The sequence below is a fragment of the Rhodocytophaga aerolata genome (assembly GCF_030503435.1).
In the GTDB taxonomy this organism is placed as follows: domain Bacteria; phylum Bacteroidota; class Bacteroidia; order Cytophagales; family 172606-1; genus Rhodocytophaga; species Rhodocytophaga aerolata.
Window position 1 is genome coordinate 15,827 of sequence record NZ_JAUKPO010000004.1, and the last position, 17,452, is coordinate 33,278.

Consider the following 17,452-nt stretch of genomic DNA (forward strand, 5'->3'; position numbering starts at 1 on the left):
CAGACTTCCCGGTGGCTTACTTGTTGAACGCTTCAGTAAATACGCAGAATTTTGATTCAGCATTTACCTATTTCTCTTATGAAAACAAGAAACCTATTGCTGCTGATTTTGCTTAGCCTGAATCTACAGCTTTTTGCCCAGACTCTTTCCCCGGATCAGTTGCAGGCAGACTTTGCCCTTTTCCGGAAAGTCTTACAGGAAGTACACCCACAAATGTACCGCTACACATCCAAGCAACAATTCGACTCCCTGTTTGCAGCCACACAAGCCTGCCTAAACCGACCGATGACGCAACACGAATTTTATAAAACTATGTTGCCCCTGCTTGTATCCTTACGCGATGGTCATATCAAATGGATTGTTTCTGGCAAAGATGAACATTATCCATTTTTTACAGATTCGTTGTTTCCGCTCAAACTCTATTTTGTGGGAGAGAAAGCCTGGGTAGCTGCAAACTATGGAGATAGCCAGATACCTGAAGGGGCTGAACTTGTTTCCATCAATGGCCAGTCTATAAATTCCATCAAGCAGACATTGTTTCCGAATATGACCTTTTCCGATGGGTACACTGTTCAGGGAAAATACGAAGACCTCAATCATTTTTTCTCAGGCTACTATGCTACTCATTATGGGGCCTATGCAACGTTTGACATTGTATATACTTTGAATGGGGAGGAAAAAAAGGCAACTATTCCAGCAGTTACCGAGCAACAAATTAAAGACTATGTGCAAGCGCATAAACCTGCCTCACAGCTTCCTCTCCGCCTGGCCATAGATGAAACTAAAACGGCTGTACTCACCATTGAACGGTTCTGGGATGATAAAAAGGAACAAAAATACAAGCCTTTTATCAAGGATGCTTTCCGCCAACTAAAAAAGGAAAACATACAACACCTGATCCTAGATGTGCGCAACAATGAAGGCGGCAATGAACCCTTCGGTGTATGGCTCTACTCCTACCTGGCAAAGCAACCTTTCCGCTACTACGATCACATAAAAGTTGCCCGCAAAGAAAAGTACTCCTTTCATGCCTGGGTCCCAAAAATTTACACAAAGGTGATCCGCAAGTATATGCTCAAGAAAACTGATGACGGCTACGTCTTTACTTTTCCTAAAGGTTTAAAAACCAGTAAGCCCAAACGCAATGCCTTTGGAGGCGATGTGTATGTGCTGATCAATGGAAATAGTTTTTCGGTAACGACTGAATTTTCGGCCAGAGTTCATGCGGATGGAAGGGCAACTTTTGTTGGGCAGGAAACCGGCGGCGGGTACCGAACGAACAGCAGTGGTATGTTCACTATTCTGCAATTACCTCATTCCAAAATAGATCTGGGTATACCCATGTTTGGTTTTCATATGGCAAACGTTCCAGACTATATCCGGCACGGACAGGGTATTGAACCGAATCATACCATAGTTCCAACAATTGAAGACATACTAACAAAAAAAGATCCCATACTAACGTTTACCCGGCAGCTTATCCAAAGCAAATCTACGTTTGCGGCTCCATCGTCCGGGCCGGTTCCAAGTAAGTAACCTCCATTACCTATCATTTATGAAAACAATTATTACCGCAGCTTTGCTGTTGGCCTGGCATCTGCTTGCCATATCTCCCCTGAAAGCGCAGACTGTTGCAGGAGAAGAGATACAACTGGGCTACGTCCGGGATTATATAAAGTTCCGGGATAAACAAGTATCGCCCATGCTTTATGTAACTAATTTAAATGCAATAAAAATCGGGTACGGACGGATCACAGCAAAAAATCAATGGCTGGCAAGCATTAGTGCAGGTACCGGCCCTTTAATAGCCCCAAGTCTGGGAATACGTCAATTCAAGTTCTCCGAGGATCAGGCAGAGCCCTTGTATTTAGTTCCTACCTTATACAGAGGGGAACTTTCACTGACTTACCGTAGGAAATTAGCTAACAAAGGTATCCAGACCAGCTGGGCAGGTCTACAAGTCCGGGAAAGCTTCAACTATGCCGATGGCCTAGCCCTCACTACCTGGGTCGTAAATACGCTTGCCTTGGACTTTACTTATCAGACGCAACTCCAGCTAAATGCCAGCAACCGGATTGTGGCAGAAGCCTCATTGCCCGTATTAACAGCGGTAAGCCGGCTACCTTACAGTAATGCTATCTCCCGGCCAGAAACATCCAATGCGAGTGCTTTTCTTAAGAACACATCTTTGGCAAGCCTTACTAAGTACCTCAACCCAGAGTTATCTTTTAAGTATCGCTTTTCGATAAGTCAACGGTTAGCTGTGCAGGCATCCTACAGCTATCAGTGGCTACATTACCCGGAACCCCGCCTGATCAGGTTAGCTTCCCATGCAGGCAGTCTGTCTTTCATTTATCAATATCATTTTACCCATCAATAAGGACCCACATCATGTGTAAGTGTATCCCAACCATATTTTTACTCATAGCAATGTTTTTGGCAGCCTGCAATGATCTTACTCTTGGGCCAGAGCCAGCTAATACTCCTGAAAAAAACTTTGAGCTAATGTGGCAAGAGTTCGACCAGCTTTATGGATTATTTGAAGTGAAACAAATTAACTGGCGGGAAGTCTACAACCATTACCGGCCTCTGGTCAATTCCAGCACAAGCGATGATGAGTTATTTGACATTCTTTCACAGATGCTGGGGCAGCTAAACGATGGCCACGTCTGGTTGTTAAAACCCGGACCTAACTACCGGCGCTTCGACAGCGGAAAAGCCTATCCGCAAGATAATTTCAGCCTGGATGTTGCTAAAAACTACCTGGAAGTGGCAAACGAAATACACTCGAAAGAAGGCATTGCGATAGTATATGGCCGCTTCCCGGGGAATATTGGCTATGTGTATTTTGAAGATCTGGGGCAGTCGCCTTCCTTTTACGACAAAGAAATGAAACAGGTAATTTCCTATCTTTCCGATACAAAAGCACTGATTGTAGATGCCAGGAGCCTGGAAGGCGGCGATGACCGTTCGGCTCAACTGGTAGCCAGCATATTTGCTACGGAAAGAACCGCATACATGACTTCCCGTTTCCGCAGTGGCCCTAAACATACCGATTTTACAGCACCTATTGAGTGGTATATAAATCCAAGTGAGAAATATTCTTATACCCATCCGGTTATTTTATTAACCAGCCGTACTACTGGCAGTGCAGGTGAAACGTTCACCTTAGCCATGCGGAAAATTGCTCAGGTACAGCATTTGGGAGATACAACCAATGGAATATTTTCGGAAAACCCTCGCCGTGAACTTCCCAACGGATGGATCTACACCATTAGTGTGGGCGACTTCCGGGCTGCCGACGGTAAAAGTTATGAAGGTATCGGGATTGCTCCGCAAAAAGTAGTGAGGAATACAAAAGAAGCTACAGATTCAGGAAAAGATCTGGTAATTGAAACAGCCTTGAACAGTTTTTAATGGTTCAAGGCTGTTTTTTATGAAACGGCAAGGGGTAGATTGAAATTTATACTACTAATGAACCTAAATGGATTTCTGTAGCTAAATGATCAGCTATCTTGTTTACCAAGTACGCTCCCTGCGTTACAAAGGTAGATACCTGGATTTTTACACCCTTTTTTCCGATCTACCTTATGCCCCTTTTACTTGTTCCTTTGGAGCTAGTTCTTTCAATGCATTTGTCAGGCTAACAAATTTACCTTGCGAAGGATCGTAACTATAAATTTTGCCTGTTTCAAACTCATATACCCACCCATGCAACGTCAGGCGGCCAGTAGCCATACCTGCAGCTACCACCGGATGAGTTTCCAGGTTTTTCAGTTGCACCAGTACGTTCTCTTTAATAGTATCGGTGAGAAGATCATCGCCGGTATCATCCTGGTATTTTTCTTCAATAATGCGGCGGGTAGCTTCTGCATGCTGCAGCCAGCTAACAACTGAAGGCATACTGGTTAACTTGTGTAGATTTAATAAGCCACTCATCGCCCCACAATGGGTATGGCCGCACACAATAATATCTTTAATACCTAAAGCCGACACGGCATACTCGATAGTGGCCCCTTCTCCCCCATTGGCTGCGCCATAAGGTGGTATAATATTTCCGGCATTGCGCATAATAAACAAATCGCCAGGTTTAGTTTGCGTTACCAGATTGGGATTAATGCGTGAATCCGAACAGGTGATAAATAATGCTTCTGGCGACTGTCCCGATGCCAGCCGTTCAAATAACTCTTTCTCAGAACCAAAAATGTCTTTTTGAAATTGATGAATTCCCCGGATAATCCTTTCCATGTGTATAGTAGGTTAAAATGGTTGATAAATTAGTTGCTACAAAGATATACGTTTATTCTTTGCAAATAAGTCTAGAGCCTCCCTCATTATCTGCACCCTAACATAGGCTCAGCTAACTGGTATACTGTAAACACGCATAATCTGTTTAGATTCTAACGGTTGCTGCAGCATATTATTTTCTTTCATACCAGCCGGTAGTCTGTTTCCGGACCAAAACAGGGCACCGATTTGTTTGACAAACGAGTTGAGAACCAGATTCAGTATACTTGCTTTTTCAGCTGGGTAAAGGCATTTTCACGAAAAACAATATTTTCTTCACTAACCAATGGGAGTGTACTTAAGCGGAGCACAAGCTGGGCCAGGGCAACAACATCTTTCTGGCAATACCGGGCAATCCGGTCCAGATCACGCGTTTGCCAGAACACCTGACTCACCATGCTGCCATCCATATCATCTTTTGAGCTAGGTATATCCAGCACGGCACAGATCAGTTCCAGGCGGCGGTATTCTTTCCAGGCAGAAAATCTCCACAAGGCCATGGTGTCCATTAAATGTCTGGTTTCCCATCCGGCCTTATCCCGGAGCGACAAACAGGCGGGCAGTGGCAAGCCTTGAATCAGATACCGCTTACCCAGAAATGGATAATCAAACTCCCGGCCGTTATGGGCACACAGATGCGTACATTTTTTCTGTTTGTTGAGCATCTGGGCAAAGGCATTCAGCAACCATTTTTCATCGCTGCTGCAATACGATTTAACAATTAGTTCTGGTTCTTTTCCTGGCAGAAAGGTTAAGAATGCGGCACTGATACAAACAATACGCCCAAATTCGGCATAAAAAGAAGCATTCCTGTAAAATTTTTCTTCCGGCGTGGCACCCGGATAATCTTCTTCTCTTATTTTCCGGCATTCATGTACCCATGCTTGCTGCATCCTTTCCGGCAAATCTTCATAGTTCGCTACACTAGCCGCTGTTTCTATATCTATGAACAATATCTGAGAAAGTTCTTTCGGGGTGAACATCGTATGGTCAGACGCCGGTTGTTTGTATCTGCCTGGCTTTTCTAAAGTTATAAAATTTTGGTATGAATTTCCTATTGCCATGTATTTTTGTTACATCAGCCAGGCCAATAATATATGGCAACTAGCCGCAATACATTGTGCATAGTGCACAAAGGTTGACTAAATGGGGTATAAAAAAAGAACCTCAGCTACAAACCGAGGTTCTTATACTACATACTATAGTCACAATGACTATATGAAAAAACATTACAGTCCGTTTCCGGTTTGTACTTCACCTTACGTTTGCTCCACAATGTTTACCTAAGTAAGCGACAGGATTCGAACCTGTACATTACGCCTAGCGTTAAGCTCCTTCGGTTGCTAAACCGATGCTTGGAATACTGTTAGCTAAGATACTGGAAATAAGCTGCCCGTTCAGACCGCGCCGTTCTTACTAGTATGGCTTATCCCACTATAATAGCCTCGTTGCGTCTACCCTTTTCGCCACACTTACTTGTTGAGCCATACCTGCATGCGCGTTGCAAGTACTCTACCCACAAATATACCTTTTAGTTTGGATTTGGTAAAGCCAGCAAGGGTACATTCGTGTGAAATAACATTTGTTGTGTCGTACTTTTATTCAGCAGATAGTCCCAGAATGTATGTTTGCGGGGTACCATCACCAGCAAATCGGCCTGGCTTTCCTGCACTTCGGTTTCAATACCTTCTACAACATGCCGGTTATCTATGAACCGGTAAGAATGCGGGACTCCTTTAAACATCCGTTCCAGGTAGTGGCCTGTTTCTACCCGCTCACGGATATTTACTTCTTCTGCTTCATTACCGTCGATCTGCAAGATTTCTATTTCTGCATGATAAGCCCTAGCTATTTCCTTCAATTGCGGAACCATATTCTGGCCGGATAAGTATTCGTACTGGCAGGCAAACACGATGCGTTTAATAGGAGCAAATGTTGCTGTAAAAGGAATAATCAATACCGGGAAAGTAGCTTGTTTTACTATGGAGGCGGTCATGCTACCCACCAGTAAGCGTTCAACCGGGCTTGTCTCTTGTATACCTAGCACCACCAGTTCCACTGCTTTTTCTTCGACCAGCCTGGGCAACACATCAGGCAGGTTTCCCGGCTGTATCAGCTTCTCTACAGTAAGGCCATACTCATACGTAAGCTCATCGGCTATAAAGTCCATTTTACGCGTATACTCCCTGGCAGCCTTCTCTTCCATGTATTTAGCAACCAAGGTTTGAGAAGTTAAAACCGGCGTCTGAAAAGTATGCAGCAGGATTATTTTCGATTCCATCTTCCTGGCTAAAGCGGCTGCATATAAGGTTGCATTTCTGGCATTGGCAGAAAAATCAGTTGGCACAAGTATCGTTTTCATAGCAATATCTTCTTATGCTACGAAAGTAGCCCCGGAAGCTCGCTTATCCTATGACATTAGTCATGGTGCAGACTAATACCGCTCATAGTCCAGGTCCGTTTGATCTTCCTGCAGCTGCATTATTATTCCCTTGGAACTAACGGCTGTTTTGGCCCCGGAAGAAGATGATAAAAGTCATTCCAGCGAACATAGGTGATTCCAGCGTAGCCTAAAGTATGTAATATAAATGGGGCAAAAACTGTGGAACGGTTAACAGGTGAGAACTTAGTTATACTAAAAACCCGGCTACCTACCGTCCATGGCAGACATACGTTCCACCATTTCCACTAAGTAGCCGCTTCCGCTACAAAGTAAGAAAGTCTGAATGATTCCGGTAAAGCGGCTGGTTTATAGAATGGCTATCCGCTAATAAACCAATAAATAAAATAGAGGATAGCCAGAATAAGCACAACCCCCAGGCAACCAATGCCGCCTCTGCGTCTTCCCCCTCCGTTACCGAGCAGTTTATTGAGAAGAAATAATTTAAAGAGATTTTTGAACATGAAAAATTTGTAAGGTTAGCGAATCACTGGCCATTTCTTTTCGATAGCAGCTACCCATGACCAGTGATCGTAGGAGGCTAAAACATATTCTCAGCTAATCACCCTCCTTTTGCTTTAGGGACTCTGCTAACTGCTTTTGCTAATTCTTCTTCATTGGTCAGGTCTAAGCGCAAGGGAGTAATGGATACATAGCCATGTTCCATAGCCCACCGGTCTGTATCTTCCTGGGTTTCTTGTACTGGCACTACCGTAAACCAGTAATGCTCCCTGCCCATAGGGTCTTTGGCCGGTACTACTTTGCCGTCATAATGCCTGACCGATTGCCGTGTCCAGCGGATGCCTTTGGCTTGTTCAGGGATGTTCACATTGAGTAGGGTCAGGTCTTTTTGAGGTAGCAATAACTCAAGCGTTTCCTGGATATGGGTTTTTATGGCATCGAAATCCGGCTCATCGTTGAGCACAGGCGTACTAAAGGCAATACCCCGCAATCCAAAAAGGACGGCCTGCTTGGCAGCCGCCAGCGTACCGGAATGCCAGGCAGAATTGCCCAGGTTGGTGCCTAAGTTTACCCCGGATAATACGACATCTACATCTCCCCAGTGAAATATACCCAGGGCCACACAATCCGCCGGGGTACCATTAACCCGGTAGGCTTCAAAGTTTTTTATCGGCGTTGGCCGGTACATCAGCGGACGGGAGGCTGTAATGGCATGCCCCATGGAGGATTGTTCTACATCTGGCGCTACGATCCGTACTTCTCCGAAGTTAGAAGCCACTTCAGCCAGGGCTAATATACCTGGGCTATATATTCCATCGTCATTGGCAATTAATATACGCATACTTGTTTTGTAATATGGTTGAAAGATCCTGATAACTAATTTTTATTCTTTCTCGTTAGTTCAAACCGAATTTCTATATGATACTGAAATATGGGCAAGGTTGTTACTTTATTACACAATCCTGGTGCAGGATTTGAAAAATTTTCTTCGGAAGAACTCCAGGGTTATCTGCAAAAAGCCGGTTTTACTGTAAAAATACCAGCTGAAAATGAAGAGTTAGCCCAGACGTTGAAAGAACCCGGAGAAATGGTAGTTATTGGTGGCGGAGATGGTACAGTAGGAAAAGTAGCTAAGCACCTGGTAGGCAGGAATATACCTATTGGCTTGTTACCGCTGGGTACAGCAAACAATATTGCCACTTCCCTGGGAATTAAAGGCGAACCGAAAGATATTATTGAGGGATGGAATTTATCGAGGTTGAAGCCCTTTGATGTAGGCCTGATGAAAGGAAAAGATGGAGATCAGTATTTTATAGAATCCGTAGGGTTCGGCATGTTTCCCCGCCTGATCCGGCAACGCGAACAAGACGATAAGGACCATCCTAGCCGCGAAGCAGAACTTAAAGATGCCCTGGAACATCAGAAAGAGATTGTAGGCGTGTACAACCCTCATTTTTGCAAAATACGCCTGGATGAAAAAGAAATTTCCGGGAATTATCTGCTATTAGAAGTAATGAATATCCGTTTTGCCGGACCCAATATGGAACTATCGCCACATACCGAAACAGCCGATGGCGTTTTGGATATTGTACTAGTAGAGGAAAAAGACCGGATAAAATTTGCCCAGTTTCTGGAAAACAGCCTGCAAGGACTCGTGCAATACGAAGGTTTACCCGTAAAACGGGCCAAACATATTTCCATTGAATGGAACAGCATTCACTACCATATTGATGATACAGCCAAAGAAGCCAAAGCTCCGATTAGAATGGATATTTCTATTATCCCTCATGGGCTGCATTTTTTGTGTTAACTCTTTAGAATGAACAATCAATACGTAATTGCTCTTTTATTCATTAGTGAAAACAATAAATTGAATAGCTTGTTTTCAGTATGTATTGCTCATATGGAAGTACAAAATTTTATAAACCGAGTTTATTGAAGATCAAAGTTATAAAAAAAGCCTGTCTAATTACTTAGACAGGCTTTTTAGTGTCGGGGTGGCAGGATTCGAACCCCCGTTCAAAAATAAAATGGCCTTAAATTCAACGGAAAGGGGCATTCTCGTGATTTTCTCACTGAAAAATTTCACTTTTTGGCACAAATTTGGCACAAAAAAGCGATTCTGAGAAAATTAATTTCGTTCAAAAAATGCTCTTTACTGCAAAATAAGCAAGATTTAGTTATGCTACTACCTTTTCCGGAAAAAATTTCTACCGACAAATCATCTTCCTATTAGAATCTGTATTGGGTTACCCCCCTAACTGATAATCTTATTAATCAAAAAAAACTTGAAAGTCTATACCCAATTGTAGATTCTCTTGTGCAACACTTCTCTTATGAAATTCTTTTTTACGCTGCTCTTGTTTTATATATCCGGTATTACATATTCTCAGGAATTAAAGGTTCTGGGTAAAATTGTAGATGCCCGAACGAACAAACCTGTAAAAGATGCGAATGTATCCATAGATCTTTCAAACAGTGAAACAGTTACGAATGTATTGGGATATTTCGAATTAACAGCGAAGATGCCTGCCAAACTCATTGTTTCGCACGTTGGCTACCAAAAATCAATAGTACAGTTAAATAGGGATCAAACAACTATCAAAATAGCCGTGCTGCCTATTCTGTACTCTCTTCCTACTCTACTAATTAAAGACCAGCTTTCTTTTGATGGATATAAATATGCGGAAGAAGAATACAACACACAGATGCAGCAAAGGAGAAGTCAAGATACAAAAACTGGGAATGTGATCAATGAACTTCCCTGCATGTTTCCCGGAGGATTTTCCGCCTTTAAAAACTATCTAATCGGACAATTCTTTAAAAAATCAGACTCTCTGAAAACGAACTTGAGTACAATCATTCATTTCTCCGTAAATACTGAAGGAATTCTATTGGTAGATTCAGTGATGAATACAAGTGAACCCGATGCGCAGGTATTGAAAGCCATGTTTGATTCCAGCCCCAGATGGATTCCAGCCAGGCAGGGAGAGCATTTAATACCTACTCATTTTATTCAGACTATAGACTATGATGCAAAAGCCCAAATATTCCGTAAAGTGGATCAGCAACCTGAGTTTACAGGTGGCATGGGGTCTTTTGTTCACTTTATAGCTAATAATCTGAAGACGCCTAAAGAGGCCAGAAAGGCAGGTGTTAAGGGTAAGGTATTCGTACAATTTGTGGTAAACAAAACTGGCGAATTGGAAGAAGTTGAAATCCTGAAAGGACTTGGTTACGGCTGTGATGAAGAAGTGATACGGGTAATTAAGCTAACATCAGGAATGTGGATACCGGGCAAAACAGAGGGAATGCCGGTAAAAGTCAGAATGAGTTTGCCTGTAGTGTTTCATAGCTTGTAGTTTTTATGATTTTCAGAATTTGTCGGAGGAGTGCAGAATGTACAAGGTACAGTTTTAATACTGTATACATGAGTTTAACTTCCCTACAATTACCAAAACTTTAATCGATTGACGGCTATGTGAACCGAAGGGTATGATTATAGCTCAACAATATGGGTTATGTCCAGAAAAATTCTCTGATCAATATTAGCCGGATGAGCATCTGCGTATCCTGCTCATATTGATCTTTTTTCATGATGGGATTAAGCTTGCCTTGCTGATCGTCTGCGATTCTTTGCTTCCACCAACTTTCTAAAATATCTATTTCTTTTTTAGCTTCTCTATGTCTATCACTTTGGTTCCAATCCCTATCTGCATGTAGCTCCTCTTTTTCAATACAGTCCATAAACAGCTGGAAACAGGCATGCAGCATTACTAGGTCTTTATCGGTCCATCCCTCATCAAGTGTATCAATTTTCAATATGTTGGCAGGTATCATCTTTCTAGCGTGTGTTTATTGAAAATGCCATTTTTCGTATTTACGCATTTGTCTTTGCTCTTTCCAAATTATATTTTACTAAAAAAAGATGATTGATGGAAAGACAAAGCACAAGGTTTGCTGCGCCCTCCTATTCAAATTTATTTAGAGGTGTATCTATGCTTAGTAGTAAGGGGTACTGACTGATATTAATAGCTTTTCCGGTAATTCCCTCTATCAGGTTCTGCAGTTTATGTACAGTATAGCAGATCAACTCTCTGCTTTGCTCGTTTTCTCTATCATATACCTCCATATTGAGATGGAAATGATCCTGTTGTGGCCACCGGTATTTTAGCTGCAATTCATGGGTTTGATTCTTTATTGTAAGCTCCAAAAATTCTCCTCTCTCTCTAAAACCAAAAACTTCCAGCCACTCCCTATCAAGCTCAACAGATATAGCAATTGCCTCATTGAGCATCAACTCTGTATATACTTCTGGTGTGACGTATCTGAGCTGATCGGGCAAATCTTCTACCCTGGATCGGTAGATGATCAAGTTACCTATACGTAAAGATGAATAATCAGCAACAGTTGGCATAACAAGAGAGCTCAAGGAAAGTACAGTTAATTAGCTCAAAGTATTCTTTCCTTAAGATAGCAAAAAATGCTTAAAACTGTAAGCCGGATCACAATACTCATTTAAGCAGAATACTAAATCTATAACGTTTAGTACAAGGTTAATAAAGCACAGACAGTCCACCGCCTGCAGAAAAGTTTGTGTAGCGGATCTCATAAAAATATATGCCTGCTGATTGGTCTTTTGCATCCCAGGAAAAAGCAGGGTCCGTGCTTGTGAAGATTACTTTACCCCACCGGTTGTAGATGCGAATAGAAAGGAACCTGCCAATACAGGTGTTTTCCTCAAACTTAGGAAGAAGGAAAGCATCATTGGCCCCGTCTCCATTAGGTGTGATCACATTAGGAATCTTGACTCTTTCTTTCAGATCTACTGCACCTGACAGTAGTTCTACTTGCCTTGCCTCACTGGTGCAGCCATTAATAGTCCCTGTGACAAATAACTGCTTTAGAAGCAAATCAGTTTTGTCGAACACATTTCCTTCCTGCAAAACTGTTGTCAGTTTCTCATCACTATACCAGCGGATACCCTCTCCACTTGCTTTAAGTGAATTAAGCAGCATTCCATTACAAAGATACCCTGCGCCATCAACAACTGGCACACCTACCAAAGGCTTGATCACTACAGGCAACAGTGCAGGTAAACTTTGGTAACCATCTATTGTCTGGGTTACATAGATAGTATCTGATTTTTCAAAACTTGCCTGGTAGCTTTCCCCATCGGCTACTTTGTTCTGCATAGAGGCATCCACATACCAAGCAATGTTACTACCCTTTGCATGTAGCTGCTGTTTTTTTTCACTATTGCAAAAAGGAGAAGGTACTGATACATCTGGCAATGGCGGAATCACCACTTGCTCCACTGTGAGCCTGCTTCGGCTGACACTATCACAGAGGGTAACGCTCCACTCGAACAGGTTCTTTCCGGGACCTAATTCCCTTATCTCTGTTTGGGGATCCCACGGAGTTACGATAGTGCCTTTTCCACTGATCAGTTTCCAGTAACCATAGCCTTTAGCAGGCCTGTTAGCTTGTAGAGTAATGAGAGAGCTCTCATGAATTACTCTATCTTCTCCTGCCAGGGCCATTGAGGGGGAATTGTCTTTACAAGGCTCGACTGCCAAAGCTCTATGGATATCTACCGGCAACTGTCCGGTAGTACTGAGCACCGTATTTGTAATCACAGGGCTGTTGTAGTCAAAGTAGATAGCAGCACTATTTGTAATCTTTACTCCATCCGGAGTGTCTTTCTTTGGCCTGATGCGGAATCGTAGATAGCCATGGCTAGCGGGTTCGTTACTGGTGCTATCAGGCAGGTTGATATTGTTAAACGTCCAGGTGAGCACAGGTGCACCCATGCCAGTTATGCTATAGGTAAAGGGATGTGAAGACGCGCCAATGTCAAGACTTGCTATATCAAGTGTTGCATCCAGGGTATCCACTACTACCACTTTATATGCTATATCTGTACCTGTGTTCTGAAAGCGGATCAGGTACTCAAGGGGAGTTTCTTTGCGTACAATCTTCTCAGGTCCTACACCTTCAGGGGTCACGGCCTTGTCATTGGGATCATAACTATCGAGTATGGGTAGGCAGGAGAGAGATATTTCCTCCATAGAATCATCTGCCGGCATCATATTCATAAAACCTTTACTTACTGTCACTCCTTTCCCTCCCCCACATCCTTCCAGCGTAATACTTGGCTTTCTCTCCTTTTCAGGATGATACGGCCGTAAGTCTGCCTCTAATCTTAGTGTGCAGCCATTAACTGGCACCTGCAATGTGAGGCTGTCTCCCTTTTGGAGCATATAGTTTGCTTTAAATACATTTACTGCGTCAAGAAATATGCGGTAGGCGGCACTATCGGCCATATTCCCCCTACCACTATTATAAATGGAAAGGCGGACTAATCCATTTTCTTTACATACCGCTTTGAGTTCTACATCTGAGCCGTCCCAGCGGCTATCTACCGGTTTGCTATTATAAGGGGTGATGACTGCTTTAACGCACTGTGTTAAACCTCTGATCGATTCATTGCCGCAGATCACAGAGTCAGCAATGGTGATACTGCCTGATTGCCCAGGCTGCAAGGTGCCAATGGTGAAAGTAAGCAGCGAATCTTTCTGGCTATAGGCCATAGTAGCACTTATGGGCACTACATACGAAGGATAGTACACCTTTACCTCTACGTTGTGGGCAGACGCATAGCCGGTGTTACTATATCGCACGGTGGTGCTACTGCGGAAGCAGCGTCTGAGCCGGTCTGCAGCTACATTTACCTTTAGAAGCGGCAGGCGTGTAACTTTATTACCAAAGTCAAATCCGGAGGTGTCTTTGCTTTGAGAAAGAAAACTAATAGAATAAGCACCATTATTGATGGGACAATGCTGCCCTACAATTAGTCCCTCCCTATCGTTAATTTGGCTAATGCTAAATATTCCTTTTGGTAGCTCCATCAAGTAGTTGCCATCCTGATCAGTGGAAGCATAATAAGGTCCTGGTTCTGCTTTTAACAGGTGATAGGCTAATGGCTCTTCACCTGAGTCCTGCAGGCAGTTTTTGTTTACATCATGATATACCTTGCCTCTTATCTTATTTGGGATAACAAAAGTGGTGTCCCGCACCTTTGTAAAAAAGAGAGACTGCCATGTTCCAATATCGGTAATGGCTCCAAACTTTTCTCCACCTAGCCCAGCCAGAAAAAGATGACCTTTTCCGTTTGTACCCATCGTAAAACCATAAGTACCAAGAATACTGCCAGTTATCTGTTCAACCCACTGCACTTTACCGGATCCATCTATTTTACCAAGAATCATTCCTCCCTTGTTATCTTCTCCAAAGACAGTATCACCTATCAATCCTCGGTTAGACATATTACCAGAAAAGTAAATACCTCCTGTATTACTTGTTAAAATATCGCCACCGTCTACACTATAAGTGCTGACCATTCTTATAGCCCATAATGGATTACCCTGCTGGCTAAACCGGGCTAAAAATACATTATCAGAATTATTTGAGTATGGAGTATTATCTATATTGCGCAGGGTATCCTTTCCCAGTATGATATTACTATTATATTGGCCCATCAAATAAATATTTCCAGAAGCATCAACATTAATAGACCGGCTGCTGATAAAGCTACTTATACCATGTAAAGGCTTTGCCCATAATGCATTACTATTTGGATCAAATTTAGCAATGAATGAAGTGGGAGCAATATTTCCATCGGGAGGAGTTTCATTTAATATAATATTTCCAAAGATTGCTTTAGCCCCTAAGTGGCCTGTAAGATAAATTGAACCCGCTTTGTCTGTAATTATTAAGTTATTCATTCCTCCTACATTCTTCAGCCAGATGAGGTTACCATCCCTTGTAAATTTAACCAGATAGGATTCCTGGTTTGGTAGCGGAGAGATACTAGTCCCCTCAATAGTTAAAGTATTTCCTAAGTATAAATTACCTCCCATGATAATATTGCCTGATCCATCTACTGATAATCCTTTTAGTGATACATAGTTTTTACCTTCTAAAAACTTTATCCATGCTGTTTTACCATTTTTGTCAAATTTAATCAGGTAGCTATCCTGATTATCATAATGGATATCTTTGTTGTTGTAGATAATATTATTTAGTTTGAATAATCCATTGTATGAGCCACTGACATAACAATTTCCTTCAGTATCAGTAGTTATACTTCCCATAAAGTCTTCACCAACCATGGGATAACTTCCGTAACCTCCAAAATGCTGTGCCCATAGAACTTGCCCTGCTGGACTATATTTAGCTAGAAAATTATCTTCATGGCCAGATGCGGAGTTAATATTGAAAGTAGAATCGCCTATAGTGAGCATACCTCGAAAAGTCCCCATCACAAAAACGTTTCCTTCACTATCAGTTGTTAATCTGTGATAACTTACATTAACCTCTCGTGTAATGCGCTTGACCCACTCAAACTCTTGCGCCATTAAGTTTATCGGCGTTAAGAGAAAAAGCAAAAGAGTAACTAGTGACGTAAAAAGTTTGAGCATATCTTGAGACCGCACAAGTCTGTATGAAAATTGATAATGTTATTTTATAAGGGATGTTGTTCCTCTTTATGGCAGGTTGACTATAGTTGGTTCGCTCTTGATAGAATATCTTCTTTATGCGTTTTTTTTTAATCTAAGTAACCGGCTAACAGGTGGTATTTAGAGCAAAAATTACTCATCGGGTAAAAACAATAACAAAAAGCTTAATATCCTCAATAGGTATTTATTGCCTTTTAGAAAATATAAGATGGCATCATACTCTCTAATTGCTGGAAAGATTCAAGAAATATCCGTGGCCCAGAAAAATCATACTTTTTTGTCATCGTTTTTTACTTTTATTTGGCACAATTTTGGCACAATTTGAAGCTAAAAGCGAAAAAACCGCCTAATTCGTTGAATTAGGCGGTTTTTTGGTCGGGGTGGCAGGATTCGAACCTGCGACCTCCTGGTCCCAAACCAGGCGCGATGACCGGACTACGCTACACCCCGTGAACTTTTCATGCTGCGGAGAGAGAGGGATTCGAACCCTCGGTACCTATTACTAAGTACGACGGTTTAGCAAACCGTTCCTTTCGGCCTCTCAGGCATCTCTCCTTTCAAAAAAGTGTTGCAAATATATACAAAACAATCTTACACCCCCAAATAATTATTAATAAAAACATATAAATTTTTAGGCCAGTTTTTCATTTTATTTGCAAGTAGTTCATCTGCCAGTATTTACAAAAGGCAAGTATTTTAGACTACAAGCGATACTCATCTGGCAGGTGGCGAAGTTATTCAGCATTGGGTAATAGTCACTATCTTTGTTAGATGAACTGGTATTACGCTTTAAGCATTTGGGAATATGTATTTATAAGCTTGTTTGGGGTACTTTACCTGGCTTATGCTGTAAAAATCACCATTGCCGCCCGTAAATTTCAAAACCATGCCAGAGCTATTTTTGGCAAGTTCCTTCTGCGTAGCCTATATTTTGGCTTACTGATTATAGCACTTATGGGGCCTTCATATGGCAGTGTACAAAAAGAAGTGAAAGCCATTGGTAAAGATATTTATCTGCTGGTAGATTTATCTGAGTCTATGAATGCGGATGATCTTGTGCCATCCCGCCTCGACCGCGTTAAACTTGAATTGAACAAACTGGTAGACAACTTGCAGACCGACAGGATCGGATTAATTATTTTCTCAACCGAAGCTTTTGTGCAATGCCCCTTGACTTTTGACAAAAATACCCTTAAACTGTTTATTGAAACCCTTAGCACAACTATTGTTCCGTCGGGAGGTACCAACCTGGAACCGGCTCTGCGAATGGCCATGGAGAAACACACAAGCAATGTTACCTCTGAGAACAATGCCAAAATTATTGTGCTGGTGAGCGATGGCGAACATCATGGTGAAAACCTCAGCCGTATCAGCCGGGAAATAGACAAAAGTGGCATCAGGCTTTTTGCGCTAGGTGTAGGAACAGCCGAAGGCGGAAAAATCCCGTCGGGCAGAGGGTATAAAAAAGATAAATCCGGCGGTGAAATTGTAACCAGACTAGCTGATGAAACACTCTTTACCACTGTCAGCCAATTAAGTGACCGGTATTTCGTTATAAATGATAGTCAGAATGAAATTTACAGGTTAATCCAGGCAATAGATTCGATAGAAGGCCGCTTCATTGATCAGCGGAAAACCGATGCTACCGCCAATAAGTATGACTACTTTTTGATAGCGGCTCTTCTATTACTGTCGCTAGATGTGCTGATAACTGTAAAAACCATTCAGTTGTAGAATATTG

Annotated in this window: 14 protein-coding genes and 2 tRNA genes; 6 read left to right on the plus strand and 10 right to left on the minus strand. The window is 42.2% G+C overall.

Annotation, left to right across the window (positions count from 1 at the left end):
- The first annotated feature begins 78 nt into the window (after positions 1-78).
- The 3 genes from Q0590_RS08865 to Q0590_RS08875 are packed head-to-tail and all read left to right on the plus strand — an operon-like array spanning position 79 to position 3,417.
- The gene (locus Q0590_RS08865) at positions 79-1,536 is read left to right on the plus strand and encodes a S41 family peptidase (RefSeq protein WP_302037164.1); all 1,458 of its coding nucleotides are present in this window, start codon (positions 79-81) and stop codon (positions 1,534-1,536) included.
- A 19-nt stretch (positions 1,537-1,555) separates the two neighbouring features.
- Positions 1,556-2,380: a hypothetical protein gene (locus tag Q0590_RS08870; protein ID WP_302037165.1), complete on the plus strand. Its 825-nt coding sequence runs from the start codon at positions 1,556-1,558 to the stop codon at positions 2,378-2,380.
- 50 nt (positions 2,381-2,430) lie between these two features.
- Positions 2,431-3,417: a S41 family peptidase gene (locus Q0590_RS08875; protein ID WP_302037166.1), complete on the plus strand. Its 987-nt coding sequence runs from the start codon at positions 2,431-2,433 to the stop codon at positions 3,415-3,417.
- 171 nt (positions 3,418-3,588) lie between these two features.
- Here the strand turns inward: Q0590_RS08875 and Q0590_RS08880 are convergent, their stop codons facing one another.
- The 5 genes from Q0590_RS08880 to surE form a co-directional block, all read right to left on the minus strand.
- A complete protein-coding gene (locus Q0590_RS08880; protein WP_302037167.1) occupies positions 3,589-4,248 on the minus strand; it encodes a carbonic anhydrase in 660 nt (219 codons plus the stop codon).
- A 257-nt stretch (positions 4,249-4,505) separates the two neighbouring features.
- On the minus strand, positions 4,506-5,351 hold the full coding sequence (locus Q0590_RS08885) for a ribonuclease H-like domain-containing protein (RefSeq protein ID WP_302037168.1): 846 nt from the start codon (positions 5,349-5,351) through the stop codon (positions 4,506-4,508).
- A 467-nt stretch (positions 5,352-5,818) separates the two neighbouring features.
- Entirely contained in the window at positions 5,819-6,649 is an 831-nt protein-coding gene (locus tag Q0590_RS08890; protein ID WP_302037169.1) for a universal stress protein, read from the minus strand.
- Positions 6,650-7,047: 398 nt separating this feature from the next.
- Complete coding sequence (locus Q0590_RS08895) at positions 7,048-7,191, minus strand: hypothetical protein (RefSeq protein WP_302037170.1); 144 nt, start codon at positions 7,189-7,191, stop codon at positions 7,048-7,050.
- A 98-nt stretch (positions 7,192-7,289) separates the two neighbouring features.
- Positions 7,290-8,030: a 5'/3'-nucleotidase SurE gene (gene surE / locus Q0590_RS08900; protein WP_302037171.1), complete on the minus strand. Its 741-nt coding sequence runs from the start codon at positions 8,028-8,030 to the stop codon at positions 7,290-7,292.
- A gap of 90 nt (positions 8,031-8,120) precedes the next feature.
- Between surE and Q0590_RS08905 the strand changes: the two genes are divergently transcribed.
- Entirely contained in the window at positions 8,121-8,999 is an 879-nt protein-coding gene (locus Q0590_RS08905; RefSeq protein WP_302037172.1) for a diacylglycerol/lipid kinase family protein, read from the plus strand.
- A gap of 526 nt (positions 9,000-9,525) precedes the next feature.
- Positions 9,526-10,551 carry a TonB family protein gene (locus Q0590_RS08910; protein WP_302037173.1) on the plus strand — a complete coding sequence of 342 codons (1,026 nt, stop codon included), beginning with the start codon at positions 9,526-9,528 and terminating at the stop codon, positions 10,549-10,551.
- Positions 10,552-10,708: 157 nt separating this feature from the next.
- On the opposite strand, the gene Q0590_RS08915 is transcribed toward Q0590_RS08910, so the two are convergent.
- The 5 genes from Q0590_RS08915 to Q0590_RS08935 form a co-directional block, all read right to left on the minus strand.
- A complete protein-coding gene (locus tag Q0590_RS08915) occupies positions 10,709-11,029 on the minus strand; it encodes a hypothetical protein (protein ID WP_302037174.1) in 321 nt (106 codons plus the stop codon).
- A gap of 130 nt (positions 11,030-11,159) precedes the next feature.
- Positions 11,160-11,606, minus strand: a complete 447-nt coding sequence (locus Q0590_RS08920) for a hypothetical protein (RefSeq protein ID WP_302037175.1) — start codon at positions 11,604-11,606, stop codon at positions 11,160-11,162.
- 139 nt (positions 11,607-11,745) lie between these two features.
- Positions 11,746-15,672 (minus strand): DUF7619 domain-containing protein, encoded by a 3,927-nt coding sequence (locus Q0590_RS08925; protein WP_302037176.1) that lies wholly within the window; start codon positions 15,670-15,672, stop codon positions 11,746-11,748.
- Positions 15,673-16,083: 411 nt separating this feature from the next.
- A tRNA-Pro gene (locus tag Q0590_RS08930) sits at positions 16,084-16,161 on the minus strand.
- A gap of 16 nt (positions 16,162-16,177) precedes the next feature.
- Positions 16,178-16,266 (minus strand) — tRNA-Ser (locus tag Q0590_RS08935).
- A gap of 216 nt (positions 16,267-16,482) precedes the next feature.
- Between Q0590_RS08935 and Q0590_RS08940 the strand changes: the two genes are divergently transcribed.
- Positions 16,483-17,445: a vWA domain-containing protein gene (locus Q0590_RS08940; RefSeq protein WP_302037177.1), complete on the plus strand. Its 963-nt coding sequence runs from the start codon at positions 16,483-16,485 to the stop codon at positions 17,443-17,445.
- Positions 17,446-17,452: the final 7 nt, after the last annotated feature.

What these genes read in the sequence shown, in the direction of transcription:
- Q0590_RS08905 (WP_302037172.1), top strand. Translation starts at nt 8,121, where the DNA reads ATGGGCAAGGTTGTTACTTTATTACACAATCCTGGTGCAGGATTTGAA.
- Q0590_RS08865 (WP_302037164.1), top strand. Translation starts at nt 79, where the DNA reads ATGAAAACAAGAAACCTATTGCTGCTGATTTTGCTTAGCCTGAATCTA.
- Q0590_RS08940 (WP_302037177.1), top strand. Translation starts at nt 16,483, where the DNA reads ATGAACTGGTATTACGCTTTAAGCATTTGGGAATATGTATTTATAAGC.
- Q0590_RS08885 (WP_302037168.1), bottom strand. Translation starts at nt 5,351, where the DNA reads ATGGCAATAGGAAATTCATACCAAAATTTTATAACTTTAGAAAAGCCA.
- Q0590_RS08870 (WP_302037165.1), top strand. Translation starts at nt 1,556, where the DNA reads ATGAAAACAATTATTACCGCAGCTTTGCTGTTGGCCTGGCATCTGCTT.
- Q0590_RS08875 (WP_302037166.1), top strand. Translation starts at nt 2,431, where the DNA reads ATGTTTTTGGCAGCCTGCAATGATCTTACTCTTGGGCCAGAGCCAGCT.
- Q0590_RS08920 (WP_302037175.1), bottom strand. Translation starts at nt 11,606, where the DNA reads ATGCCAACTGTTGCTGATTATTCATCTTTACGTATAGGTAACTTGATC.
- Q0590_RS08890 (WP_302037169.1), bottom strand. Translation starts at nt 6,649, where the DNA reads ATGAAAACGATACTTGTGCCAACTGATTTTTCTGCCAATGCCAGAAAT.
- Q0590_RS08880 (WP_302037167.1), bottom strand. Translation starts at nt 4,248, where the DNA reads ATGGAAAGGATTATCCGGGGAATTCATCAATTTCAAAAAGACATTTTT.
- surE (WP_302037171.1), bottom strand. Translation starts at nt 8,030, where the DNA reads ATGCGTATATTAATTGCCAATGACGATGGAATATATAGCCCAGGTATA.
- Q0590_RS08910 (WP_302037173.1), top strand. Translation starts at nt 9,526, where the DNA reads ATGAAATTCTTTTTTACGCTGCTCTTGTTTTATATATCCGGTATTACA.
- Q0590_RS08925 (WP_302037176.1), bottom strand. Translation starts at nt 15,672, where the DNA reads ATGCTCAAACTTTTTACGTCACTAGTTACTCTTTTGCTTTTTCTCTTA.
- Q0590_RS08915 (WP_302037174.1), bottom strand. Translation starts at nt 11,029, where the DNA reads ATGATACCTGCCAACATATTGAAAATTGATACACTTGATGAGGGATGG.
- Q0590_RS08895 (WP_302037170.1), bottom strand. Translation starts at nt 7,191, where the DNA reads ATGTTCAAAAATCTCTTTAAATTATTTCTTCTCAATAAACTGCTCGGT.